Annotated in this window: 18 protein-coding genes; 8 read left to right on the plus strand and 10 right to left on the minus strand. The window is 63.7% G+C overall.

All coding sequences use genetic code 11. The annotated features are described in order from the left end of the window. Window positions 1-2: 2 nt before the first annotated feature. The 4 genes from JYG36_RS14915 to JYG36_RS14930 form a co-directional block, all read right to left on the minus strand. Window positions 3-719: a response regulator gene (locus JYG36_RS14915; protein WP_045198803.1), complete on the minus strand. Its 717-nt coding sequence runs from the start codon at window positions 717-719 to the stop codon at window positions 3-5. Window positions 720-788: 69 nt separating this feature from the next. Continuing rightward, entirely contained in the window at window positions 789-1,433 is a 645-nt protein-coding gene (locus tag JYG36_RS14920; RefSeq protein WP_093383240.1) for a TetR family transcriptional regulator C-terminal domain-containing protein, read from the minus strand. Between the two features lie 206 nt (window positions 1,434-1,639). Then, window positions 1,640-2,395, minus strand: coding sequence for a class II aldolase/adducin family protein (locus JYG36_RS14925; protein ID WP_045198799.1), 756 nt, complete (start codon window positions 2,393-2,395; stop codon window positions 1,640-1,642). A 71-nt stretch (window positions 2,396-2,466) separates the two neighbouring features. Beyond that, the gene (locus JYG36_RS14930; RefSeq protein WP_213601376.1) at window positions 2,467-3,504 is read right to left on the minus strand and encodes an ABC transporter substrate-binding protein; all 1,038 of its coding nucleotides are present in this window, start codon (window positions 3,502-3,504) and stop codon (window positions 2,467-2,469) included. Between the two features lie 184 nt (window positions 3,505-3,688). On the opposite strand from JYG36_RS14930, the gene JYG36_RS14935 reads away from it, so the two are divergent. From JYG36_RS14935 to JYG36_RS14945, 3 genes are read left to right on the plus strand one after another with little or no spacing between them, the layout of a single operon-like run. Continuing rightward, window positions 3,689-5,638: an oxidoreductase gene (locus tag JYG36_RS14935; RefSeq protein WP_213601378.1), complete on the plus strand. Its 1,950-nt coding sequence runs from the start codon at window positions 3,689-3,691 to the stop codon at window positions 5,636-5,638. Window positions 5,639-5,684: 46 nt separating this feature from the next. Next, window positions 5,685-6,290: a helix-turn-helix domain-containing protein gene (locus JYG36_RS14940; protein WP_045198793.1), complete on the plus strand. Its 606-nt coding sequence runs from the start codon at window positions 5,685-5,687 to the stop codon at window positions 6,288-6,290. Between the two features lie 24 nt (window positions 6,291-6,314). After that, complete coding sequence (locus JYG36_RS14945; RefSeq protein WP_213601380.1) at window positions 6,315-7,061, plus strand: enoyl-CoA hydratase-related protein; 747 nt, start codon at window positions 6,315-6,317, stop codon at window positions 7,059-7,061. A 126-nt stretch (window positions 7,062-7,187) separates the two neighbouring features. Here JYG36_RS14945 and JYG36_RS14950 read toward each other — a convergent pair whose 3' ends face one another. Beyond that, window positions 7,188-7,688 (minus strand): GNAT family N-acetyltransferase, encoded by a 501-nt coding sequence (locus JYG36_RS14950; RefSeq protein ID WP_213601383.1) that lies wholly within the window; start codon window positions 7,686-7,688, stop codon window positions 7,188-7,190. 78 nt (window positions 7,689-7,766) lie between these two features. After that, complete coding sequence (locus tag JYG36_RS14955) at window positions 7,767-8,840, minus strand: NAD(P)-dependent alcohol dehydrogenase (protein ID WP_093383257.1); 1,074 nt, start codon at window positions 8,838-8,840, stop codon at window positions 7,767-7,769. A gap of 165 nt (window positions 8,841-9,005) precedes the next feature. Here JYG36_RS14955 and JYG36_RS14960 point away from each other — a divergent pair, with 165 nt between their 5' ends. The 4 genes from JYG36_RS14960 to JYG36_RS14975 all read left to right on the plus strand — a co-directional run bounded on the left by JYG36_RS14960 (window position 9,006) and on the right by JYG36_RS14975 (window position 13,407). Further along, entirely contained in the window at window positions 9,006-9,683 is a 678-nt protein-coding gene (locus tag JYG36_RS14960) for a DUF3313 domain-containing protein (protein ID WP_093383260.1), read from the plus strand. Window positions 9,684-9,774: 91 nt separating this feature from the next. After that, window positions 9,775-11,433: an alkaline phosphatase D family protein gene (locus JYG36_RS14965; RefSeq protein ID WP_213601385.1), complete on the plus strand. Its 1,659-nt coding sequence runs from the start codon at window positions 9,775-9,777 to the stop codon at window positions 11,431-11,433. Window positions 11,434-11,477: 44 nt separating this feature from the next. Next, window positions 11,478-12,566: an HNH endonuclease gene (locus JYG36_RS14970; RefSeq protein WP_093383266.1), complete on the plus strand. Its 1,089-nt coding sequence runs from the start codon at window positions 11,478-11,480 to the stop codon at window positions 12,564-12,566. A 76-nt stretch (window positions 12,567-12,642) separates the two neighbouring features. Further along, entirely contained in the window at window positions 12,643-13,407 is a 765-nt protein-coding gene (locus JYG36_RS14975; protein ID WP_213601387.1) for a hypothetical protein, read from the plus strand. On the opposite strand, the gene JYG36_RS14980 is transcribed toward JYG36_RS14975, so the two are convergent. Together JYG36_RS14980 and JYG36_RS14985 are read right to left on the minus strand one after the other, a co-directional pair. Continuing rightward, window positions 13,404-14,702, minus strand: coding sequence for a serine/threonine transporter (locus JYG36_RS14980; protein WP_176794261.1), 1,299 nt, complete (start codon window positions 14,700-14,702; stop codon window positions 13,404-13,406). The genes JYG36_RS14975 and JYG36_RS14980 overlap by 4 nt on opposite strands. Window positions 14,703-14,816: 114 nt before the next feature. Next, entirely contained in the window at window positions 14,817-16,193 is a 1,377-nt protein-coding gene (locus JYG36_RS14985; RefSeq protein ID WP_213601390.1) for an L-serine ammonia-lyase, read from the minus strand. Between the two features lie 146 nt (window positions 16,194-16,339). On the opposite strand from JYG36_RS14985, the gene JYG36_RS14990 reads away from it, so the two are divergent. Beyond that, on the plus strand, window positions 16,340-17,299 hold the full coding sequence (locus tag JYG36_RS14990) for a LysR substrate-binding domain-containing protein (RefSeq protein ID WP_093383275.1): 960 nt from the start codon (window positions 16,340-16,342) through the stop codon (window positions 17,297-17,299). A 33-nt stretch (window positions 17,300-17,332) separates the two neighbouring features. Here JYG36_RS14990 and JYG36_RS14995 read toward each other — a convergent pair whose 3' ends face one another. Then, entirely contained in the window at window positions 17,333-22,423 is a 5,091-nt protein-coding gene (locus JYG36_RS14995) for a dermonecrotic toxin domain-containing protein (protein WP_213601392.1), read from the minus strand. 85 nt (window positions 22,424-22,508) lie between these two features. Further along, window positions 22,509-24,218 (minus strand): sulfatase-like hydrolase/transferase, encoded by a 1,710-nt coding sequence (locus tag JYG36_RS15000; RefSeq protein ID WP_213601394.1) that lies wholly within the window; start codon window positions 24,216-24,218, stop codon window positions 22,509-22,511. Window positions 24,219-24,257 lie beyond the last annotated feature (39 nt).

The following is a 24,257-nucleotide window of genomic DNA, read 5'->3' on the forward strand; positions in this document are numbered from 1 at the left end:
GCTCAGGCCGCCACGCTGGCGGTAAACAGGTAACCGGCGCCGTGAATGGTGATGATCAGCTGCGGTTCGGCCGGGTCATCGTGCAGCTTGCGCCGCAAGCGGCCGACCAGCACATCGATGGAGCGGTCGTTGGGCACCCATTCGCGGTTGCGGATCTGGTCCATCAACTGGTCGCGGCTCAGGGTATGGCCGCTGTTGCGCAGGAACACGCTGAGCAGCTGGAACTCGCCATGGGTCAGCAGGGTTTCGCCGCCCTGGGGGTCGATCAGGCGCCGGCGGTCGGTGTCCAGGGCCCAGTCGGCAAACTGCTTGAGCGGATGATTGGCGCCACTGGGCGGCTTGCCGGCCTGGGCATGGCGCACCCGGCGCACCAGGTTCTTGGCCCGCGACACCAGCTCGCGCGGGTTCAGCGGTTTGATCACGTAATCGTCGGCGCCGCATTCCAGGCCAACGATGCGGTCGATGTCGTCGTTGCGGCCAGTGATGAGGATGATGCCGACTTCCGAGCGCACCCGCAGTTCGCGGGTCAGGGTCAGGCCATCCTTGCCCGGCAGACGGATGTCGAGCATGACCAGGTCGACAGCCTGCTCGCCAAGAAAATGCTCGGCCTGCTCCGCCGTGGCGGCGCAGTGCACGTCGTAGCCTTCCTGGGACAGGTAGGCGTGCAGCAAGTCGCGAATCAGCGGATCGTCATCGACGACCAGTACCCGAGGCGTCATTGCGTGTTGTCTCTTATAAAAATTGTTGTATGACTCACGACAGCAGCGTACCCATTACTGAACGACCGATCAACAGCCCTCGATCAGGGTGAAGCGCCGGCGCCCACCGGCTTGCAAACCATCGACCCAGGCCTCGCAGATCTGCACGCCCTGCTCGGGGGTGAAGGTCCCGGGGTTGAGCCCCGATTCCAGCCACAGGCCGTCAAGCAAGGCACTCAGGCTGATGGCCGCAAGGTCGGCGTTGAATGCCTGCCAGCCCTCCTCTGTGGCCAGGTCCGCCAGCAGCCGGCCCAGTTCGTTGCGGTACTCGCCGTAGGAATGATCGTGCACCTGGTTGATCGCCTCGGCGGTTTTCACCGCGCCCCAGAACGCCAGCCAGGCATCGAGCAGTTGCGGGTCGAGCAACTCGGCGCAGAACGAGGCGCGAAAGAACGCCGACAGCCGTTCGCGGGCATTGGGTGCGGCCTGGGCCATGGCTTCGCGGATCAGCCCCATGACCCGGCCGGTGACCGCCATGTAGGCCTCGGCGACCAGTTCGTCCTTGCCCGAATAGTGATGGCTGATCAGCCCCACCGAGACGCCGGCCTCGGCGGAGATCTTGCGGATCGAGGCGCCCTGGAAGCCGTGGCGTTTCAGGCACACCAGGGTCGCTTCGACCAGGTTGGCCTTGCGCAACTCCGGGACCATACGGCTGTAACGGGCTTCCTGAGACATAGGGTTTCTCGAACAGAGTGAGTTGCAGGAACCCGGTGGGAGCGGGCCTTGCCCCGCGATCGAGCGCGAAGCGGTCGTAAAAGCGGCCAATGCGGTGTGTCTGTTTGCACCGTGTCGACAGGTTTTACTGCTGCTTCGCAGCAGATCGCGGGGCAAGGCCCGCTCCCACAGGATTGCGTATTGAACGACTGTACAACAACTGCTGATCAGTCGCGATAGCCCGGCGCCACCCGATCGAGCAGACGCAGCAACGCCGACCAGGCCAGTTGCATGCCGTCCGGATCGCTCAGCTCACCTTCCTTCAGCGGCCGCGCCGGTTCGTTGAACTGGCGTTCGGTGTGGGCACAGACTTCTTCCGATGGCAGCACCAGCTCGCCGGCCGCCATCGCCGTGAGCTGGATCTCGCAGGCTTTTTCCAGGTAGTACATGCGCAGGAACGCCTCGCTGACACTGCGCCCGACACTGAGCAAGCCATGGTTGCGCAAAATCAGCACCGCCTTGTCACCCAGGTCATCGACCAGGCGCGCTTGTTCGGCCATGTCCAGGGCGATGCCTTCGTAGTCGTGGTAAGCAACCTTGCCGTGGAATTCCATGGAAATCTGGTTGACCGCCAGCAACCCGCACTTGAGCGCCGCCAGCGCGCAGCCGGCCTTGGTGTGCGTGTGCAGCACGCACTGGGCGTCTTCGCGGGCACCGTGGATGGCACTGTGAATGACAAAACCGGCCGGGTTCACCGGGTACGGCGACGCCTCCACCGCCCTGCCCGCCAGGTCGATCTTGACCAGGTTAGAGGCGCTGATTTCATCGAACATCAAACCATAGGGGTTGATCAGAAAATGATGCTCGGGGCCGGGAATGCGCACCGAGATATGGGTGAAGATCAGATCGGTCATGCGAAAGTGCGCGATCAATCGATAGCAGGCGGCCAGTTCCTGGCGCAGGCGGATTTCGGTCTCGGTCATTATTGTTGTCCTCAGGCGAAAAACTGGCCAGACAATAGGGCTGAACACCGTACGATGTCCAGCCACAGGGGTTAGCGACTGGCCCAGGCGTTGAAGCGCTCTTCCAGCTCATCGCCGTGATCGACCCAGAACTCGACGTTCATCGACAGTGCGCCCTCAAGGTTCTGCCTGGACGTCGGCACCCAGCTCGCCAGCTTCGGATCAAGCTCGGCGGCAGCCTGGGTGTTGGTCGGCCCGTAGGGGATTTGCTTGACGTAGCGCACCTGGGTGTCGGGCTGGTTGGCGAAGGCGATCAGGCGCTTGGCCTGGTCGACATGTCTGGAGCCCTTGATGATTGCCCAGTAGTCCATGCCGTACAGGCTGCCCGGCCACACCAGGGCCAGCGGGCTGCCCTCCTGGGCGGCGACGGCGACCCGACCGCTGTAGGTCGAGGTCATGACTACGTCGCCGGCGCTCAGCCACTGCGCCGGTTGCGCGCCGGCTTCCCACCACTGGATATAGGGCTTGAGCTCGCTGAGCTTGTTGAAGGCGCGGTCGACACCCTCGGGGGTGGCCAGGACCTTGTAGACGTCCTCGACCTTGACCCCGTCGGCCATCAGCGCGAACTCCAGGTTGTACACCGCACGCTTGCGCAGGCCGCGCTTGCCGGGGATTTTCTTGACGTCCCAGAAATCCGCCCACGAGGCCGGCGTCTGGGCCAGCTTGTTGCGGTCGTAGGCAATCGCCACGCTCCACACCAGCACCGCCGAGCCGCACTCCTGGGCGGCGTCGGGTATCAGTTGCTCGGCACGCCCGAGCTGGGTCCAGTCGAGGCGCTCGTACATGCCCTCGTCGCAGCCGCGCATCAGGTCCGGGCCTTCGATCTGCACCAGGTCCCAATCGACGTTGCCGGTATCGACCATGACCTTGATCCGGGCCATTTCGCCGTTGTATTCACTCTGGATCAACGTGCTGCCGTCCTGGGCACTGAAAGGCTTGAAGATCGCCGCATCCTGGGCTTTCTGGCCGGCGCCGCCATAGGCGACCACGACCATGTCCGGTGCTGCCTGGACGCCGCCGACCGCAAGGGCAAGCAACCAGGGAGAGAGCTTGAGCAGGTTCGATTTCATCAATGCTTCCTCTTGCCGGTACCACGTGATGCGTGGCCCGTTTTCTTGTTGTTGTGAGGTGTGCCCCAGGACCCGGGGTGATTTGCAAACTAGTCAAAGGCCAGTAAAAAAACAAGTTGATTTTTTACTGGCGGTACACTTCTATAGAAAAATAATAACAACACCCCGCTGGAGCCTGACCCGCATGTCGACCTTCGCGCACCTGTTCGAACCGCTGCACATCCGTGGCAAACGCCTGAAGAACCGCATCATGTCCAGCGGCCACGACACCTCGATGCCCACCGACAACCTGGTCAACGAGCGCCTGATTGCCTACCACCAGGCCCGTGCCGCCGGCGGCGTCGGCCTGATCGTGCTGCAGGTGGCCGGGGTGCACGACAGTGCGCGCTACACCTCGCACGTGCTGATGGCCACCGACGATGCCTGCATCGACGGCTACCGCCAACTGGCCGAGACCTGCCATGCCCACGGCACCGTGGTGCTGTCGCAGATCTTCCACCCCGGGCGGGAAATCATGGAGTCCAGCGACGGCTTGCTGGCCGTGGCCTACTCGGCCTCGGCGGTGCCCAACGAGCGTTTTCGGGTGATGCCACGGGCGCTGGACCAGGCCATGATCGACGAGATCATTGCTGGCTATGCCGCTGCTGCCCGGCGCCTGCACCAGGCCGGCATCGATGGCGTTGAGGTGGTGGCCAGCCACGGCTACCTGCCGGCGCAGTTCATCAACCCACGGGTCAACCGCCGCAGCGATGGCTACAACGGTGAGCTGCAGCAACGCCTGCGCTTTGTCCGTGAAGTAATCGCCGCAGTGCGGGCGGCGACGGCAGACGACTTCATCATCGGCCTGCGCATCAGCGCCGATGAGCGCGACGCCGAGGGCCTGACCGAGGATGAGTCGCTGGCGGCGGTGAAGCTGCTTCAAGCAGAGCTGGACTACGTGCATATCGTCGCCGGCACCTCGGCCTCGCTCGGCGGCGCCGTGCACATCGTCCCGCCCATGGCTATCGAGGCGGCGTACCTGGCGCGCGAGGCCGGGACCTTCAAGGCGCAACTGAGCATTCCGCTGTTCGTCACCGGGCGCATCAACCAGCCCCAGGAAGCCGAACTGATCCTCGCCCGTGGCCAGGCCGATGTCTGCGGCATGACCCGCGCGCTGATCTGCGACCCGCAAATGCCCAACAAGACCCGCACTGAGCGCGTTGAAGATGTACGCGCCTGCATCGCCTGCAACCAGGCCTGCATCGGCCACTTTCACAAGGGCCTGCCGATCTCGTGCATCCAGCATCCGGAAACCGGGCGTGAGCAGCAGTTCGGCAGCCTGCAGCCGGCAGTTGTGCGCAAGCGCATCATGATCGCCGGTGGCGGCCCGGCCGGCATGAAGGCGGCGGCAGTGGCGGCAGCGCGCGGCCACGACGTGACTTTGTACGAAGCCAGCACACAGCTGGGCGGCCAGGTGCTGCTCGCGCAATTGCTGCCGCGCCGGGCCGAATTCGGCGGCGCCAGCACCAACCTGCAACGGGAGATGCAGTTGGCCGGGGTCAAGGTGGTGCGTAATACCCGGGTGGATCGCGCCCTGGTCGAGCGCGAACAGCCAGACCTGGTGATCGTCGCCACCGGCGCCGAACCCTACTGGCCGGCCTTCGAGCGCGGTGGCGAACTGCAGGTGCTCGATGCCTGGCAGATCCTGCGTGGCGAGGCCCGGCCCGGGCGCTCGGTGCTGGTGGTCGACTGGCGCTGCGACTGGATCGGCCCGGGCATCGCCGAGCGCCTGGTGCGTGAAGGCCACCAGGTGCAACTGGCGGTCAATGGCACCCACTGCGGCGAAAGCCTGCCGCTGTACGTGCGCGACCAGATGGCCGGCGAACTGCACAAGCTGGGTATCCCGATCACCCCCTATGCGCGCCTGTACGGCTGCGACGACACCACCGTGTACCTGCAACACACCGCCAGCGGCGAGCCGATGATCTTCGAAGACATCGACACCCTGGTGCTGTGCCAGGGCCATCAGCCGGTCGATACCCTGGCCGCTGAACTGCACGGCCTGGTCGAGGTAAAACGCATCGGCGACTGCCTGGCCCCGCGCACGGTGGAAGAAGCCGTCTACGACGGTTTGAAGGTCGCCTGGAGCCTGTAAGCCTGTTTATACTCCGGGGCTTTGACAGTGCGGTTCGGAGCACGCCATGAGCAACAGCAGCAAGACGCCGCCCGCCGCCAGCCAGGAAGGCACCAGCACCGCGCATTTTCTCGGCACCCGTATCCGCGGCTTGCGCAAGCGCCGCGGCATGACCCTGGCCGAGCTTGCCGAGCAGAGCGAGCTGACCGCCGGCTACATCAGCCAGCTGGAGCGCAACCTCTCCTACCCGTCGATCCCGGCGCTGTTCAACATCGCCCGCAGCCTGGGCGTGACCATCCAGTGGTTTTTCGCCAGCGAGGCCAGCACCGCTCCGGAGGACAACGGCTACGTGGTGCGCAAGCACAGCCGCCTGAGCGTGCACTACGAAGACGGCATCGTCGACCAGTTACTGACCCCGCAACCCAACCGCCAGCTGGAAATCCTCCACTCGCGCTTCCCGCCGGGCACCTACAGCCAGCAAAGCTACAGCCATGACGGCGAAGAAGCCGGCTACCTGCTGTCCGGCAGTTTCGAGCTGTGGGTTGGCGAGCGCTATTTTCAGCTCGGCGAAGGCGACAGCTTCAGTTTTTCCAGCCAGGAGCCGCACCGTTACGGCAACCCCGGCGAAGTGGATGCGGTGGTGATCTGGGTGATCACCCCGCCGACGTTCTGATACCTACAACAACACAGGCACGCCATGAACGAACTGATCACCCGCGAACTGCACCAGGGCCTGCTGACCCTGACCTTCAACCGCCCGGACAAGCTCAATGCGCTGAACAACGCCATGTACAGCCAGCTGGGCGAGCTATTGCTGGCGGCCCAGGAGGACGCCCAGGTCGAGGTCATCCTCCTGACCGGCGGCGCGCAGTGCTTCAGCGCCGGCAACGACCTCAAGGACTTCCTCGACAACCCGCCCGGCGACATGGACAGCCCGGTGTTTCGCCTGATGCGCGTAGTGCTGGCGCTGGACAAGCCGCTGATCGCAGCGGTTGCCGGCGCCGCCATCGGCATCGGCGCCACCTTGCTGCTGCACTGCGACCAGATACTGGTCAGCCGGTGCACTAAACTGCGCATGCCGTTCGTGCCGCTGGGGGTGTGCCCGGAGTTTGGCTCCAGCCTGCTATTGCCACGCCTGCTCGGTCATGCCCGGGCCGCGCGATTGTTGCTGTGCAATGAACTGCTCACAGGCGAACAGGCCGTCGAATGGGGCCTGGCCAATGAGCTGCATGAAGATGGCGAACAGTGCCTGGCGGCGGCGCGCAAGCTGGCGGCACGGCTACAGGCCCTGCCCCAGGATGCGCTGCGCATCAGCAAGCGCCTGCTCAAGGATGCCCATCGCCAGGAATTGGAAGCGACGGTTCAACGTGAAGGCTTGCTGTTTATCGAACGGTTGCAAACGCCGGAGGCGAAGGCGGCGTTGCGGGCGTTGGTCAAGGATTGACGCTGGCGGCCTCATCGCGGGTCAAGTCGAGGCGTCGCACCGCCGCTCCCACAGAGGCACCATCGATCCTGTGGGAGCGGCGGTGCGGCGACCCGACTTGACCCGCGATTGAGCACCGAGTTTGAATCAACGCCTCAACTCATAGCGCAACCGCGCATTCGCCCCAGCCGCCGACGCCACCCGCTTGAACCCCAATCCCTCCACCAGGCGCTGGCACGCAACATTGGCCGGCGACGTGGTCAGCCACAACAGCGAACCTTCGAGCAGTGGTAGCAGGGTTTCCAGCGCCTCGGTCATCAAGCCCTGCCGGGCATGGGCCTCGGCGATCCAGTAACCCAGGCCGACCTTGCCCTGGGCATCCGGGCGCACACCGAGGCAACCGATCAGCTCACCACTGGCGAGGAACAGGTAGTAGCGTTTTTCACCCTGGGGCGCGGCCCAGTTCTGCCGGGCCTGGAGCAGGCTTTGACGCGCCTGCTCCAGGGTCCAGTCGTCACGGGCCCAGGGCAGAAACTCACGGTGAAAGTCGTAGTTGGCGTTGAGCACCGCCTGCAGTTGCGCAGCGAAGGTCAGTTCCGGGGCGTGGAGTTTCAGCTGTTTGCTGCGCAAGCGGCGGGGCAGGTCCATTGCGGGGTCCAGGGGTGGGTAAGGATTGACCAGTATTGCATAGTCAAAATCATTGCGAGCGCTTTGCGCTCGACACACTCAAGGGGTAATCGCCACCTTCATCACCCCATCCCGCTGATGGGCAAACAACTCATACGCCGCCTCAATGTCATCGAGCTTGAAGTGATGGGTCACCAACGGCTTGAGGTCCACCTGGCCGCTGCCTACCACTTCCATCAGCCGGCGCATGCGCTCCTTGCCGCCGGGGCACAGGGTGCTGACGATGCGGTAGTCGCCAAGCCCTGCGGCAAAGGCGTCCAGCGGCAAGCGCAAGTCGCTTGAGTACACGCCCAGGCTCGACAAGGTGCCGCCGGGGCGCAGCACCCGCAACGCTGATTCGAAGGTCGATTGCGTGCCCAGCGCCTCGATGGCGACGTCAACCCCACGGCCATCGGTGAGCTGCATGATCTGCTGGACCACATCGCCCTGGTTGAAATCCACTACATGGGTTGCACCGAGCTTGTGCGCCACTGCAATCCGCGCCGCGACGGTATCGACGCCAATGATCGTGGTCGCGCCCTTGAGCCGCGCGCCGGCGACGGCACACAGGCCAATCGGGCCGAGGGCAAAGACCACGACCGTGTCGCCTATCTGCACCTCGCCACGCTCGGCGCCAGAAAACCCGGTAGACATGATGTCCGGGCACATCAGTACCTGCTCGTCGCTCAAGTGATCGGGAATGGCGCAGAGGTTGGCAGTGGCATCGGGCACCAGCAGGTACTCGGCCTGGCTGCCGTCGATGCTGTTGCCGAATTTCCAGCCGCCCGCCGCACGAAAGCCGTGGCGGGTATCCGGCCCGTCCTGGGCGCCGCAACCGCACAGGCAGGCAAAGCTGTGGCCGCTTGGGGTGATGGCGCCGGCGATCACCCGCTGGCCTTCGACAAAACCCTGTACCTGGGAGCCGAGCTTTTCGATCACCCCCACCGGCTCGTGGCCGATGGTCAAGCCCTTGGCCACCGGATACTCACCGCGCAGGATGTGCACGTCGGTGCCGCACAAGGTTGTGGTGGTGATGCGGATCAGCGCATCCAGCGGGCCCACTTCGGGGATCGGCTTTTCGTCCAGCACGATGCGGTTCTTTTCAACGAAAATCGCAGCTTTCATCTTGGCCATGGCGGTGTCCTCGACGGGGCGGTAGTGATTGTCCACCCTGCGCCCGACAGGCCCGGGTGCGCTTGACCGGGGTCAATGAACTGGCGGCCAGGCCAAGAGCTGCTAGCGTTGTTCAGGCGATCAATTCCCCGTCCCGTGCGGTCATTGCCAAGGATACGAACGTCGATGAAACCCACCTTGCGCTCCACCCTGCTCTGCTCTGCCCTTATCGTCCTTGCCGGTTGCTCCAGCAGCCAGGTCGACCCCAGCCAGTACTCCGGGTTTCTCAAGGACTATAGCCGCCTCAAGCCCGCCGAAAGCAGCTCCGGCAAGCCGGTGATGCGCTGGATCGACCCACAAGTGAAGGCCGCGCGCTTTACCCAGGTGTTTATCGAGCCCAGCCAGTTCTACCCCAAGCCCCAGCCTACCGCGGCGATTTCGCCGCAAATCCTCAGCCAGATCACCCAGTACTACAACACCGCGCTCAAGCGTGAACTGGGCGCCGAATTGCCCTTGGCTCAGGGCCCGGGCCCCGGCGTGCTGGTGGTGCGCCCGGCGATCACCGCGGTATCGACCAAGACCGAAGGCCTGAAACCCTACGAAGTGATCCCCATCGCCCTGGTGGCCGCTGCGGTCAATACCGCCGCCGGCGGCCGCGACCAGGAAGTCGACATCGCCACCGAGGCGGCCTTCCTCGACGGCGGCAATAACAAGGTGATTGCTCAGGTGGTGCGCAAAGGCACCGGCGAGGCCCTGGAAAACGACACCTCCAAGCTGGCCCTGGAGAACGTCAAGCCGGTGCTGGACGGTTGGGCCAGTGACCTGCGCAAAAGCTTCGCCAAGCTCAAGAGCGAGTCGCGCTAGCTACTGACACTGGAGCGCACCGGGTTCACTGCGTTGATCCCGGTGTGCGCTGCAGGGCTTTTCGGCGTGCGAACTGATAGGGAAATCGACCATGTCCCAGCTCCTGGACCCCACCTCCAACGAAAGCAAGTACGCCAAGCTCGCCAGCACCGCGATCATCGGCGCGATCACCCCCACCAGCGTGCGCCTGTGGTTTCGCGTGTACCTGCCCGGCGATTGGGTGCTGGTGGTCACTACGGCGCCGCTGAGCGGCGACCTGCAGCGACTCGATGAGCTGCCGGTGGCCGATTTCCTGAAAAAGTACAAGATCAAGCCGGTGTTCACCCAGGCGCAAACCTTCAGCTTCGACAGCGACCTCACCGGTGTCTTTGCGGTGACTGGCCTGAAGGCGCAAAGCACCTACTACTACGCCCTGATCAGCAACATCAGCGACCGCGACATCATTCGCCGGCGTACCGAAATCGGTGGCGACAGACCGAAAAGCCTGATTACCCCGGCGGCCAACCCGCAGACCCTGACCTTCGGCTTCTACAGCTGCCACGACCCGATCAGCGCCGACGGCAGTGCCGGCGCCTGGCCGCTGCTGCACCAGCAACTGGTCGACCAGCGCGCGCAATTCGTCATCGGCGGTGGTGACCAGATGTATGTCGACACCAACAAGAAAAACGGCTTCCTGGATATCTGGGAATGGCTCAAGGACAACAAGCAGGCGCTGCTGGCCCAGTTCAAGCAAGGCAGCAGCTACGACAAGGCCGGCATCGAGAAGTACCTGCTGAACATCTACCGCTGGTACTACCGGGTGTACTGGAACATCCCGACCCTGCGCGAGGTGTACGAGCAGTTCCCCCAGTACATGATCTGGGACGATCACGAAATCATGGACGGCTGGGGCTCGCTGACCAACAAGGAGCGGCAAAAGCGTATCTCGCTGTTGTTCGAAAGCTCCAGTAACGGCGCCACCAATCAAATGCTCGTCGACCTGATGTGGCGTGCCGCCTGCCGTGCCTACTACGAGTATGAGCACAGCCGCAACCCGATTACCTCGATCAACCTCGACAAGCCCGACGACTGCCATTGGGACTACGCCTTCGAGCAAGGCGGCTCGGCCTTTTACGTGCTGGACATGCGTGGCCACCACGATGTCGAGGCCAAGGACCCGCACAAGATTCTTGGCAGCGCACAGATGAAGCGCTTCAAGGACTGGTTGAACAGTGCCGTGGTGCAAAGCGCCAAGGCGGTGTTCATCGTCTCGCCGGTGCCGGTCATGCACTGGAAGAACGTGGTCACCAACGGCGCCGATTTCGGCTCGCTGAAGGATGACTGCATGGATGAGTGGGACCACAAGAGCAACCAGGCCGAACGCAAGGTGCTGCTCGATCAGGTCTACGCAGCGTTGGGCAAGAGCGCCAGGCCGGTGGTGTTTCTCAGCGGCGACGTGCACTGCGCGGCGGTGTTTCGCCTGTTGCACAAGCAATACCCGGCGGCCAAGGTGTTCCAGGTCACCTCCAGTGCCATCTCGCGCGTACCAGCGCCAGGCATGCTCAAGCTGGCCATCAGCGGCGGCGGCGAGATGCCGGGCATTGCCAACATGGTCTGCGAGCGCTGGTACGCCATGGCCGGTTCGAAGAACTTCGCCATGCTCAGCGTGCGCCCGTCGCTGGACGGCCAGCAGACTGAAGTGCTGGTGGAACTGCATTGGCCCAGTGGCGAGGACGGCGAACTGACCAAGCGCCGGGTGTTGCTCAAGTAGCGCTACACTGATTGGGTGTCACCGTTGCCCATGAGGGCTGAGTCATGCGTCCGGTCACCAAGCAGCCACGCCATGCGAAATACTCGCCGCCGCAGAAGCTCTTGCTAGGCGGCACCGTGGCGGCCCTTTTTCAGAAAATCGCCGGTGTCACGTCTGCGACGCCAACCTACCAGATACCCCTGACTCTGGCCTTGCAAGTACTGTTGGACCACGTTACAGGCCTGCGTATCCGGCGCATTACGCCTGCCGAGCAAACCGTGCTGGCAAGTGGGCTGATGCAACGGATCAGTAAAATCTACAAAACGGCTGCATTGCCTCTGACTGACGAACTGGGCGCCTTCTGCTCTTATTGCGGTACTGCCTTGCCTGGCCTGATCGAAGTCGAACACGCCCTACCCAAGAGCCATTTCCCTTACTACGCCGTGGAGTGGAAGAATTTCCTTCTGGCCTGCAGCCCATGCAACACGTGCAAAGCCGATGACCCGGATCGAAAAACCGCAACAAGCTGGGCACAGGCTTTTTCCCCGACCGAACAACAATTGCATAACAGTATCCGTCAGCAACACTACATCTGGCCGGACCTGAACGCTGGCTGCTGGCAGGCATTGCCCAACCAACTGCAGTACCTGGACCCTAAAGTGCAGACATGGACTGTGTTGAATGCAGCAGAATCGGTCAGTGCGGGAATCAGGCTCACTGCTTATGACGTGATACAGCACAAGGTCCTGGCCAACCTCGATGCCAGTATCGGCGGCGGCCCCTTCGGCGACGTGGAGGTTGCCGTGGTTGTCAGTGACGCCAACGGCCGGGCGACAGAGATGATCGACTTGCTGGGCTTGAATGCCGACTCTTCCAGCGTCTTCGATCGACGGCTGATGAATCGCACCAGGGCCTGGTTCGATGCCTTGGAGGAGTGCCGATTGCTCAGCCGCGTCGACCCCGACCCCAAACACAACTGGCTGTGGCCGATCACTCTGCGACGCGCAGCAAGTTCCGGATTCTATTCAGTCTGGCTGACGGTCATGCAGGCGTTCGACAACTCGCACGGCACCCACTATGCAAAAGCTTTCGTCAATGACTCCGCCAGCAAGTTGTATTACCCCAGCACCAACATCAGCCAGCTCCCCTGCTGAGTGAGGCGCCATGAGACCCTTAGTACGCCCATTGCTGCCGAATCGGCTACGCCAGGCTCCCGCAGCACGACTGTTGTTGAGCGCTTTCGGCAACTTCTGTTCATTCTGCGAGCGCCCGCTGCTCGATGACGTTTGGGTGTGGAATGCCCGGACAGGCGCATGCGTTGAAGGGGACAACTGCAGTGCCCAGGACTGGGAGCACCTCTATCTGCTTGATCATGATTGCCACCAAGCGCAACAACAGGCCGATCAACAGGAGTTGCCGTTGCTGATGCTGCCGACCGAATCGCTCGTGTCTTACCCTCATGGCGCCAACTATCCGTTGAGCTACTCATTCCAGTCGATTCAGAGGGTTTTGCTTGACGAAGACAACAGCGAGTATGAACGCGAGCCAATCGGCGCTGTGCTGATCTCTACAACCCACTACCGGGCCCAAGCCACCCTGCGTTACTTCGCGCTCAATACGTCATACATCAATGCAGATGCCAACGAGTTGAGGATCCCTGGCCTGGACTATCTGTCGTTGCTTGACCGGCGCCTGGATCAACGTACCGATGCCTGGAATTTTACCCAGGAAGCAGCCATGAGGATCAATGAAAGCCAGACGCAAGCGGTCAGAGAAGCTGGGCTCCAGCAGTTGCGGCTGCTTGTCGGCACAGTGGGCTTCTGGTCCACCTGCCGGACAGCCGCAGGAACCATCCTGCCCTATGAACAGTTGCAACAGGTGTTTGATCCGATCCCCTTGGGCCAGCTGGCCATTACCGTCCAGCCCCTGGAACACCACGCAGGCTTTCTCGGCAACGGCCCGCACCAGCCCTTCCCTGGTACAGCTCGGATCTAGGCAAAAAACGAGAACAGAATCGCCGACAGGGTAATCAGGCCAATCAGCACCACAAACACGTTCGAGGCCTTGCCCGAGTATTTGCGCAGCGCCGGCACCTTGTGGATGGCGTACATCGGCATCAGGAACAGTAGGCAGGCGATGATCGGCCCGCCGAGGTTCTCGATCATGCCGAGGATGCTCGGGTTGAGGGTCGCCACGGCCCAGCAGGTGATGACCATGAACAACGCGGTCATCTGTTCCAGGCGCTTGCTTGAGACCTGTTTGCCACGGCTGCGCAGGCTTTTCACGATCATGCCCTGGAAGCCTTCGCTGGCACCGATGTAGTGGCCGAGGAACGACTTGGTGATTGCCACCAGGGCGATCAGCGGCGCGACAAAGGCGATCACCGGGGTCTGGAAGTGGTTGGCCAGGTACGACAGGATCGAGATGTTCTGCTGTTTGGCAGCGGCCAGGTCCGCCGGGCTCAGGGCCAGCACGCAACTGAAGCAGAAGAACATCACCGTCAGCACCATCATCACGTGGGCGCTGGCGAGGATCTTGCCGCTCCTGGCGTCGGCCTGCTCGCCGTAGCGGTGCTTCTGGTCAACGGCAAAGGCGGAGATGATCGGCGAGTGGTTGAACGAGAACACCATTACCGGGATGGCCAGCCACAGGGTCTTGAAGAACAGCTCCAGGGGCATGCCCTCGCTGGCCTGGGCGAAGAAGGCGCCGTTCCAGTTGGGGATCAGGCTCACCGCCAGCAGCAACAGCGCGGCCACGAACGGGTAGACCAGCAGGCTCATGACCTTGACGATAATGCCCTGGCCGCTGCGCACCACGATCATCAGCCCGCAAATCAGCAGCAAGGCCAGCAGCGCCCGCGGCGGCGGGGTCATGTGCAGCTGGTGCTCCATGAAATTGCCCAGGGTGTTGGTCAGGGCGACGCTGTACACCAGCAGGATCGGGAAGATGGCAAAGAAGTACAGCAAGGTGATGAGCTTGCCGGCGCCGACGCCGAAGTGCTCTTCGACCACTTCGGTGATGTCTTCGCTGGCGCCGCGCTTGCCGGAAAGCACGAAGCGGGTCAGGCCGCGGTGAGCGTAGAAGGTCATCGGGAAGGCCAGTACCGCCAGGACCAGCAGCGGCCAGAAGCCCCCTACCCCGGCGTTGATCGGCAAGAACAGGGTACCGGCGCCGATGGCGGTGCCGTACAGGCCCAGGACCCAGGTGGTGTCGTGACGGCTCCAGGCACGGCTTTGCGCAGGCGCGGCCGAGTCCACACGAACGGTCGTGGTGCTATTTACATCAGTCATCGATATTGCCTTGTAGTTGTTTTTGTTGCGTATGAATAACTTTGGAACAGGGGTGCAGCTATCGCGGGTCAAGCCCGCTCCCACATGTAGGAGCGGGCTTGACCCGCGATGGGATCAACACTCGACGAAGGCGACCGCCAGGCCGCCGCGTGACGTCTCCTTGTAGTTGGCATGCATGTCGGCGCCGGTGTCGCGCATGGTGCGGATCACCCGGTCGAGGGAGATGAAGTGCTCGCCATCGCCACGCAAGGCCATCTGCACGGCGTTGATGGCCTTGACTGCAGCAATCGCGTTGCGCTCGATGCACGGCACCTGGACCAGGCCGCCGACCGGGTCGCAGGTCAGCCCGAGGTTGTGCTCAAGGGCGATTTCGGCGGCGTTTTCCACTTGCATGGGCGTTGCCCCCAGCACGTCGGCAAGGCCGGCCGCGGCCATGGCGCAGGCCGAACCGACCTCGCCCTGGCAGCCGACTTCGGCGCCGGAGATCGAGGCGTTCTTTTTGCACAGGATGCCCACCGCAGCGGCGCTGAGGAGGAAGTCGACGACGTCGTTGTCGCAGGCCTCGGGGTTGAATTTCATGTAGTAGTGCAGCACCGCCGGGATGATGCCGGCGGCGCCATTGGTCGGTGCGGTGACCATGCGCCCGCCGGCGGCGTTTTCTTCGTTGACCGCCAGGGCGAACAGGTTGACCCACTCCATGGCGCTCAGGGTCGAGCCGATGACGTTGGGCTTGCCCAGCTCCTGCAGGCTGCGGTGCAGCTTGGCGGCGCGGCGCTTGACCTTGAGCCCGCCCGGCAAGATGCCTTCGTTGCGCAGGCCGTTGTCGACGCACTCGCGCATCGCCGCCCAGAGTTTCAGCAGGCCGCTGCGCACCTGGGCTTCCTCGCGCCAGGCCAGCTCGTTGGCCATCATCACCTGGCTGACCCGCAGCTTGTGCTGCTTGCACAGCGCCAGCAACTGGGCGGCGCTGTCGAAGTCATAGGGCAGTTGCACCTGCTCGGCGCTGTTGCCGGCCGTGCCCACTTGCGCGGCCTCGACGATAAAACCGCCACCGACCGAATAGTAGGTTTGCTGCAGCAACGAGCCCGATGCGCTGCTGGCTTCCAGGGTCATGGCGTTGGGGTGATACGGCAGGCTTTCATCGAGCAGCAGCAAGTCGCTGGCGTAGTCGAATGCAATCGCCTGCGTGCCGTCGAGCATCAGTACCTGGCTTTGCTGCAGTTGCGCGATCAGCGGCTCGATGCTTTGCGGGTCGATCTGGTCCGGCCATTCGCCCATCAGCCCGAGCAGGCAGGCGCGGTCGGTGGCGTGGCCGACGCCGGTGGCCGACAACGAGCCGTACAGGCGCACCTCGACCCGGCTGACCTGCTCCAGCAGGCCTTGCTCACGCAGGGCCTGGGCAAAGGTTGCCGCCGCACGCATGGGGCCTACGGTGTGGGAGCTGGAGGGGCCGATGCCAATCTTGAAAAGGTCGAAAACACTGATAGCCATGCTAATGCCTGACCGAGGCAACAATCCATGTCACGCAACGGCACTGTTAAAAAATTGATGGGTGTCGCGAAGTTGCGCGATACTGCCCGGTCACTTGCGTGTTGACCAACGAAACTTTCTAAGCAAGCCTTTAGCAGAGCTAAACGATGAAGCGACAAATGAATGGCCAGATGTACGTCTGGCTGCATGTGTTTGCCTGCGCGGCGCGGCACCTGTCGTTCACCCGCTGCGCCGAAGAGCTGCACATCACCCCCGGCGCGGTCAGCCAGCAGATCCGCCAACTGGAAGAGCGCCTGGGCTTTCGCCTGTTCCTGCGCCGCGCCCGCGGCGTCGAGCTGACCGCCGAAGGCCAGCGCCTGGCGCAGACCGTCGGCGAAGCCTATGGCAGCATCGATGCCGAGTTGCGCCGCCTGGACGCTGGCGAAATCCGCGGCACCCTGCGCCTGCGCTCGATCCCGTCGTTTCTGGCCAAGTGGCTGACCCCGCGCCTGCCGCGCCTGCAGCAACGCTACCCGGACATCCAGCTGCGCCTGGTGGCCGAAGACAGCAGCCAGGCCTTGCACGAAGGCGACTTCGACCTGGCCATCGACCTCAACGACGGCAGCTACCCGGGCATGCATTCCACACCGCTGCTCGACGAACAGATCTTCCCGGTCTGCGCCCCTTCACTGCTGCGCGGCCGCCCGCCGCTGCATGGCCCGGCGGACCTGGCGCATTACCCGCTGCTGCACGACATCACCGCCTGGCGCGGCAGTTCGGAATACGCCGAATGGGAGTTTTACCTCGAGGGGATTGGCGCCAGTGGCCTGGACGTGCGCCGTGGGCACACCTTCAACCGCAACCACCTGACCATCGAGGCGGCGATTGCCGGCATCGGCGTGGCCATTGCCCGGCGTACCCTGCTCAATGACGAGCTGGAACGCGGCGCGCTGATCGTGCCGTTCGGCCTGCCGATCGCCAACCACAAGCGTTATGTGTTGCTATACCCGCCCGGTGGCCTGGCGCATCCGGGGGCGCGGGCGGTGCATGACTGGCTGGTGGAAGAAGCCGAAGGCTTTCGCGTGTTGCATGCCCAGGACGCCAGTGCGCTTGCCTTGCGCCGTTAGTGCAGCGACGCAAGGCAAGGCCGTTCAGGCCGCTTAGCTTTCGCTGCTGCGGGTCAGCTCGCGGATGAGGCCGTGCTCGGCCGCAGTGCTGACTTCTTTCAACTGCTGCTCAGCGGTGAAGTAGCGCCCTTCCGACAGTGCCAGACGCTGCAGGTGCCCCTGCCCGTCCACGGGTGCATCGGGCAGGATCTGCTGCACCGCACTGCGCACCTCGGGCGCCAGCGGCCCGTCGAACTCATGCCAGTCGTACAGGCAACTCAACAGGTAGTCGGCGGCATCGCGCCATTGCTGTTCGAAGGTCGCAAAGCGCTGCCCGTGCAGTTTGCGCAAGTAGCGCTTCCAGCCATGTTGCAGCACCATCCATTGCTGCCTGGCCTCCACCTGGCTGCTCAGGCGCTGGACTTCGCGCTCGACATTCTTGACCACACGCGCGTCAACACCGGCCCTGTGCGCATAGAGCATGCCGCTGGACGGCTCGGGGAAGTCGAGCCGGGTGGCCAGTTCCTGACGCAACTTCAGGCGAATTTCCACCGGGTCGGACTCATGCTCCAGGTCCTGGTCGGTAAGGTTATCCAGCGGGTCGAAGGCCGGCAACGGGCGGCTGCCGGCACGCATGGCATCGCGGCGCAGATCGCGGGCAAGGCCGATACGCTGGGCCAGGGAGTTGACCAGCTCGCGGCGATAGAGCTGTTTGTACAAGCCGACCACTGCCGCCGTGCGCTGCAGCGGGTCAAGCGCCTCCTGGCTTTGGCGATAGGCGAGAAACTCGACTTCCAGGGCACTGAAGCCGTCGGCCCCGGCGTCGCCACAGGTTGGTGGGTAAGCGTCGGCAACCGCCTGCAAATCACTGAACAGCTGGTCGCAACCTTGTGCGGCGCGCAGCAGCTCCCAGACCCTGGCGGACATGTTGTTGAAATCGAACCGGGCCTCGCTGGACTCCAGCGCCCGGTCGAGCACCAGCAACAGCGGGCGATGGGTGTCTTCATCGGGGAACAAGGTGTCCCACAGTTGCTGCTGTTCGGCGCTCGCCTCACGTAACCAGCCGGCGGCCAGGCCGCTGGCACGGCGACTGAACGGCATCCCCAGGCCGCGCAAGTGAGTGGCAGCGGCCTCGCTGAGCGGGTTCTGGTTGAGCAGCAGCCAGCGGCTGCGCTGGCCGTCGGCACGCAACGCAGCGCCAAAGGCCGTGGCCGCAAGGTCGGGAAGCTCGCTCAGCTCGTTGCTGCTCAGGTCCACCGTGCGCAGCCGATGCTCTGGCGGCTGCATCAGCTCCAGCAACCCATCAGGCCAGTCTTCGAGCTGGCAGCCACGCAGGCTCAGGTGCTCAAGCATCCGCAGGCCGGCCAGCTGCGGCGCCCGGCCCAGGGGGTTGTCGGCCAGGTTGAGCTTGCGCAACCGCACAAGGCCGGCAAAGGCTGTGGCCCCGTCTTCGTCCAGCTGGATGTTATTGCGGGCAAGGTCCAGCTCCTGCAACGGGATTGCCGCCAGGGCTTGCAACTGCTCGGCATCGAGGGTCGCGCCATTGGCCCGAAAGCCCAGCGTGGTCAGGCTATCGAGCTTGCCCAGGGCATTGATCGCTTCAACCGGCAGCGTGGCCATCTGGTTACCGGTGAGGCCCAGCCCACGCAAGGCCCGCAAGCTTTGCAGCGGGTCGAACATGCGCGCATTGACCGCGATCTGGTTGCCCTCGAGGCTGAGCAACCGCAGCTTGGTCCGGGTGCCAAGCGCAGCGGGTATCTCGGTCAGGCGGTTGTGGTCCAGGTTCAGTTCCCTGAGTTCGGTAAACGACGAAAGGAATTGCTCCGGCACTGCGCTCAGTTCCATCCGATGCAGGAACAAGCGGGTGACATGGCGAAAGCGCACATTGATCGCTGGCAATCCGCCAGGCCTCCAGGAGGACAGGTCCAGTTCATGTTTATGATCGCCACCCACACGGCGCCAGGCGGCTTTTAGCCGGTCACGAAGCATTTCCCGGTCCACCCGCTCGCCAGCGCTGGGTCGCTGCGCCACCCAGTTGTCGAGGGTCTGCCCGAGCTGGCGATACTCATCTTCCAGGCCCTGGATCGCAACACCAAGGTCTTCATTGGCGAGTCTCAGCTGGTTCTTGATCTCGGAAATTTCATTGGCACGCAACTCGGGGTACAAGGCACTCAAACGGCGATATTCGCTGGAACGCAAGGTCCCCACCGCGCCGCCCATCGGGTAGCCACGGCGCCCGTCGGCCAGGCGCAACGGCGATTGCAACCAGGGCCGCGAGGGTTGCTGGCCGATCAGGGTCGAACAGCGGGCGCGATTGCCCAGGGCTTGCTGGGTCAGACGCTGGCGCAGTTGCGCGGGCTCGTAGATCTCTACCCCAAGTGACTGGCGCAGGGTGTCGGGCAGTGCGCGTAACAGCGCAGCAAAAAAGTCATCGCTCAGCCCCAGTTCATTACCGCGGGCATCGAAAACGCGATAGCCACCCTCGTACTTGAGTATCGAGCGCAGCTCAGCCTCGGTGTCACCGACGCTGGCCAGCACCGCGCTGGCCAGCGTCTGCTGGTGTAGCTCAAGGCGAATACCGCTGTTCCAGCCGGGCAAATCGGCGAGCAATTGCAGTGCCAGGCGCTCGCTGTCCAGGGCCATTCGTGCAGGGAACACCAACCCTTCAAGGGCACGATTGAGGCGCAACTGGCGCTGATAGGCCCGGGCTTCTTCGGCCAAGCGTCCAGGTACGCGCGCTTGCTCGCCAATCAGTTGCCCACGCTCCTGGGCAGTGGCGTGCCGCACAATTTCCTCGGCAAGCGAATCAGGCAGCGAGGCGAAGTCACGCTGCAAAGTCTTGGCGCCCAGGCCGGGGGCGCTTTCGATACTGGCGTACAGACTGTCGAACACCGCGCTGCGCTTGCGCTCTGCCAGATCGGCCAATTGCTCGCGCAAGGCCGGCAAGCGTGCCTGCTCGGGCAAATGCTCACCCAGCAGCTCGCTGCGTTGCGCCTCACTCAAGGCCTGCAACAGCACCTGGGCGAGCTTGCCGCTGCGCACATCGGCGGCCAGCACCTTGAAGGCGTGACCCTGGGGCCAGCGCTCCAGGCCATAGGTCTGCGATTCACCCCACAGCTCCGGCCCCCTGAACACCTGCAGTACCCGGTTGGCCGGCCATTTGGGCAACTCGACCAGCAACGCCAGCGGATAGGTCATGCCCGCCTCCAGCGCCGCACCACTGCGGATATCGGCGACCATCCGGGTAATGCGCCGGTCCAGTTGCAGGCGCTGCAAGGTATCGGCCAGCAGCGGTGCAAGCGGCCCCTGCTCGACATGCATGTGGCGCAGCACGTCGTCGTCGACCCCGCTGATCTCGGCAGCCTGTGCCAGGCTGGCATCGTCCAGGCCCTCGGCCAGAACGCCGATGCGCCGCAGCAACTGGCCACGCTCCCAATGCAGCGGCTGTTCACCCTGGAACTGCCAGGCGCCGTTACCGTAGTGTTTGAGCGGCGGCTCGAAGGCGTCGTTGTTGTCCGGGTGCCTGATTCGCCATTGTTGAAGACCGGCATCATAGCGTTGCTGGTACAGCTTGCCATCCAGGCGGATGTACAACTGATCGTTCAGCGCGTACTGCCCCAGGGCATTGGGCGCCAGGCCCTCGGGTAGTTGCACCGGGCTTGCATAACCGCTCAGGTCGGGCTTCCACAAGCGCACTTGGCCATTGGCCAATTCGACACGCTCCAGACCATCGACAAACAGCGACGGTTCGGCGGCGCTGCCGGCTACCCCCAGCCCTGCGATCAAACCCAGGTTGACCACCAGCGACTCGACCTGCGCCAGGGCTTCGGCGGTTTCCCCGGCTTCCCAGGCCTCGACGCCATGGAACACGTTGGCCATCAGTTGCGCGCCGGTCACCGCCAGCATCAGCGGATTGAGCGCCGGGACTAAAAACGCCGCAGCGTTGAGCACATTCAGGCCGATATCCAGCCAATGCTGCAAACGCGCCAGGCGCGCGGCGCGGTCTTCATCGGCGGTCGGCACCGCCAGTACCCGGGCATTGGCCTTGAGCCTGCGCACCTGCAGGCGCTGCAAGCGGCTCCACAGCTCGCCGTCGAGCGCATGTTCCTCGACCTTCAGGCGCGGATTGCGGATCGGTTGGCGGATCTTTTCCTCGCCCTCAAAGCGTTCGACGTACAGCGCCTGATTCAAGGCGCGCACAAATGCCGGGCGCTCGGCCTGGGGCACACATTTGAGTATTGCCTGGCGGTAATCGTCAGTTTGCAGGCTGGTAGCCAGGTCGTGGGCAAAGGCGCTGGTCGAGGAATACTCCTTGATCGGGTACAGCGGCGCGCCGGCGATCCAGGCCACACAGCGTTCAGTGACATTGCTCGCCGCCGGATCCGGGCCGATCAACAGCGCTCCGTCCAGCACGCTGCCCAGCACGCTGATCTGCCGACAGACCACGGCTTTGCCATCGAGCCGGGGCGCAGCGCCATTGGCCAGCAGCAATAACGCGGCCTGTACTGCGTCGGTGATTTCACCGTAGCTTCGCGCCCGCTGCACTTGCGCGACGAAGTCGGCCCGGGTCGCTGCCGTCATGCTGGCGGCCCTGACGGGGTCCTGCAGCACCTCGGCCAGGTGCTGCTGATACTGCCGACCCAGGTCGAGTTCGCGGCACAGGGCGACGAAACGCTCACAGCTCAGGCTCACGGTTTGACCTTGCGCGTCAGCCAGGTAGCTGAAAGGGCCCAGGTCTTCGTTGGCGCTGAAATTCTGCAGCGCCGCCTCAAGCAGGCTGCTGCTGTGGGTCGCGCCCTTGGGCAAGGTACGCCCGCCAAGGGTTTCAAAACCGACCTGGTGCAGTTGCGCCTTGAGCACATCCACTTCCACCCCATGGGCCTCACGTAATGAACGGGCCAACAGTGGTGCACAGAACTGGCTGATGCCCTTGAGCACGGCAAGCTGCACTGCCAGCGCCTGGCGTGCAGCCCTCGAAGCCTTGAGCGCAGCCTGTAGCTGCGGCTCTATCGTCGACGGCAGTTGCTGGCTCTGCAGCAGGGTTTGAAAGTCTTTGGCCGCCAGATGGCTGACCCAGGCAGGAATCGCCGCGCCGATCAAGGTGCGGTGGAAAATCAACGCAGGGTTTGGCTTTGCAGGTGTCATTGGAAAAGTTCCTGACAGTGAGGGGCTGTCAGGAGAGCAGCACCGCCGTTGACGGCGGAGCTAGATAAATAGTGCCTTCACCCGCTCAATCCGCCTGGCCCACCGGCATCTGCGCATTCGGCAAGGCCGCCCCCGGGGTCACCACTTCGCTCAGGTCAATATGCTTGAACACAGGCTTCGCCCCCAGCCGCGCATTGAAGCGGGTATTGAAGCTGAACGGGTCGTCGCTCGGCACCACCAGCGAGCGCCCGTACACCGCGGCGATGCCGGCCGGGTCGTAGCCGAGCAGCTGCAGCAAGGTGGGGAAGATGTTGTAGTGGCTGGAGCGGTCCTTGTTGGTTGCCAGTTGCGCCTGCCAGTCAAGGGTTTGCAGGCCCTGGCCCTGGATCACCACCAGCGGCACCAGGCCCTCCTCTTCCACCGGGTTGCTGTCGCAGTGGGTGTTGAGCCCCGGGTTGCCGCGCTCGTGCAGGTCCTGGCCGTGGTCGGAGGTGTAGATGAGCACCGCCTGGCTGAGGTCGGCCTTGGCGAACAGGCGGTTGAAGAACTCGCCGACGTTCCACAGCAGGCTGTTCATGTACGAATTGCGGTACAGCACCCAGTCTTCGGGCTGGCCATTGAATCCGTCGCGCCGGCCGGTGTCGGTGATGTCGGTGTACTGCCCGCGCGGCAAGGCCGGGCGGTAGGTCATGAAGTCGTCGGGGTATTTGTCGTGCACCGGGAAATGCACGCCGACCTTGTTGATCACGATCAGTTGCGCCTTGCCGTCGGCCAGCAGCTCGGTGAGCTTGGCCACAGCGGCCATGTCGCGATCACGCACCGGGGTGCTGTCGAACTGGATGAACTGGTCGATGTCGCGTTTTTCCGCCGCGTTCATCAGGTTCTGCAGGTTGCCGCCGGTGCGCTGGGCGTCGATGTACACGGTGCCCAGGCCGGCGGCCTTGGCGTACTGCCAGATCGACGGCAGGGTCGAGTTGATGCGCAGGTAGTCGTCGCGGGTGCCGCCATAACGCAGGGTGACGTTGGTGTCGGAGCTGCAGTTGGCGATCGAGGCGGCGTAGCCATAATTGAAAATGCTCACCCCGGGCCGGGCCTGGTTGAGCTGGCTGCGCACGCCATGGGCGGTGTTCAGGTCCAGGTAATTGCCCGAGACGCTTTCGTCGATGATCAGCACGATGTCGCGGGCCAGGGCCGGGCCGCTGCGTGCCAGGGTCACCGGCTCACGGGGGCCGACGCTGTCGTGCAGCGACTCGTAGAGCATCAGGTTGGCATAGGCCAGCGGCGTGTACATGATCGGCAGGCCGCGCGCGCCTTCGCCGGCGCGCACGAACAGAATCGCCGTGAGCAAGGCAATGCCCAGCAGCGGCGCCGCCCACGGCAGCGCCCCGGGCCCGGGCACAGGGTGGCGTGGCTTGAGCCCCAGGCCCAGCAGCAACAGCAGCGAACTGCCCAGTACCCGGAGGATCACGCTGTGGTACTGCTCGATGGCCTCGCCGATAAAACCACCGGAATACACCATCGAGATAAAGCCGCTGTAGGTCAGGTAGTCAGCGGTAATACGCGTGTAGGCATCGAAGAACACCGCGCTGGCGCTGAACACCAGGGCAAAGCCCCAGCGCAGCCAGGCCTGGCGGATGTTGGCGCACAGCAGCAAGGCCAGCACCAGCAGCACCAGGACGCCGAGGTACAACAGCAACGCCGGGCTCAGGCCGATGGCCTGCAAGCGCTCCAGGTAATAGGGGTAATTGCTCAAAAGGTACAGCGCCAGCAGCAGTTCCTTGACGTATTTGAACATCTTCCCCTCGCCCAATTTTGACCTTGCAAGCACCCGGAC

The sequence above is a fragment of the Pseudomonas sp. SORT22 genome (assembly GCF_018417635.1).
Classification (GTDB): Bacteria; Pseudomonadota; Gammaproteobacteria; order Pseudomonadales; family Pseudomonadaceae; genus Aquipseudomonas.

What these genes read in the sequence shown, in the direction of transcription:
- JYG36_RS14915 (WP_045198803.1), bottom strand. Translation starts at nt 719, where the DNA reads ATGACGCCTCGGGTACTGGTCGTCGATGACGATCCGCTGATTCGCGAC.
- JYG36_RS14920 (WP_093383240.1), bottom strand. Translation starts at nt 1,433, where the DNA reads ATGTCTCAGGAAGCCCGTTACAGCCGTATGGTCCCGGAGTTGCGCAAG.
- JYG36_RS14925 (WP_045198799.1), bottom strand. Translation starts at nt 2,395, where the DNA reads ATGACCGAGACCGAAATCCGCCTGCGCCAGGAACTGGCCGCCTGCTAT.
- JYG36_RS14930 (WP_213601376.1), bottom strand. Translation starts at nt 3,504, where the DNA reads ATGAAATCGAACCTGCTCAAGCTCTCTCCCTGGTTGCTTGCCCTTGCG.
- JYG36_RS14935 (WP_213601378.1), top strand. Translation starts at nt 3,689, where the DNA reads ATGTCGACCTTCGCGCACCTGTTCGAACCGCTGCACATCCGTGGCAAA.
- JYG36_RS14940 (WP_045198793.1), top strand. Translation starts at nt 5,685, where the DNA reads ATGAGCAACAGCAGCAAGACGCCGCCCGCCGCCAGCCAGGAAGGCACC.
- JYG36_RS14945 (WP_213601380.1), top strand. Translation starts at nt 6,315, where the DNA reads ATGAACGAACTGATCACCCGCGAACTGCACCAGGGCCTGCTGACCCTG.
- JYG36_RS14950 (WP_213601383.1), bottom strand. Translation starts at nt 7,688, where the DNA reads ATGGACCTGCCCCGCCGCTTGCGCAGCAAACAGCTGAAACTCCACGCC.
- JYG36_RS14955 (WP_093383257.1), bottom strand. Translation starts at nt 8,840, where the DNA reads ATGGCCAAGATGAAAGCTGCGATTTTCGTTGAAAAGAACCGCATCGTG.
- JYG36_RS14960 (WP_093383260.1), top strand. Translation starts at nt 9,006, where the DNA reads ATGAAACCCACCTTGCGCTCCACCCTGCTCTGCTCTGCCCTTATCGTC.
- JYG36_RS14965 (WP_213601385.1), top strand. Translation starts at nt 9,775, where the DNA reads ATGTCCCAGCTCCTGGACCCCACCTCCAACGAAAGCAAGTACGCCAAG.
- JYG36_RS14970 (WP_093383266.1), top strand. Translation starts at nt 11,478, where the DNA reads ATGCGTCCGGTCACCAAGCAGCCACGCCATGCGAAATACTCGCCGCCG.
- JYG36_RS14980 (WP_176794261.1), bottom strand. Translation starts at nt 14,702, where the DNA reads ATGACTGATGTAAATAGCACCACGACCGTTCGTGTGGACTCGGCCGCG.
- JYG36_RS14985 (WP_213601390.1), bottom strand. Translation starts at nt 16,193, where the DNA reads ATGGCTATCAGTGTTTTCGACCTTTTCAAGATTGGCATCGGCCCCTCC.
- JYG36_RS14990 (WP_093383275.1), top strand. Translation starts at nt 16,340, where the DNA reads ATGAAGCGACAAATGAATGGCCAGATGTACGTCTGGCTGCATGTGTTT.
- JYG36_RS14995 (WP_213601392.1), bottom strand. Translation starts at nt 22,423, where the DNA reads ATGACACCTGCAAAGCCAAACCCTGCGTTGATTTTCCACCGCACCTTG.
- JYG36_RS15000 (WP_213601394.1), bottom strand. Translation starts at nt 24,218, where the DNA reads ATGTTCAAATACGTCAAGGAACTGCTGCTGGCGCTGTACCTTTTGAGC.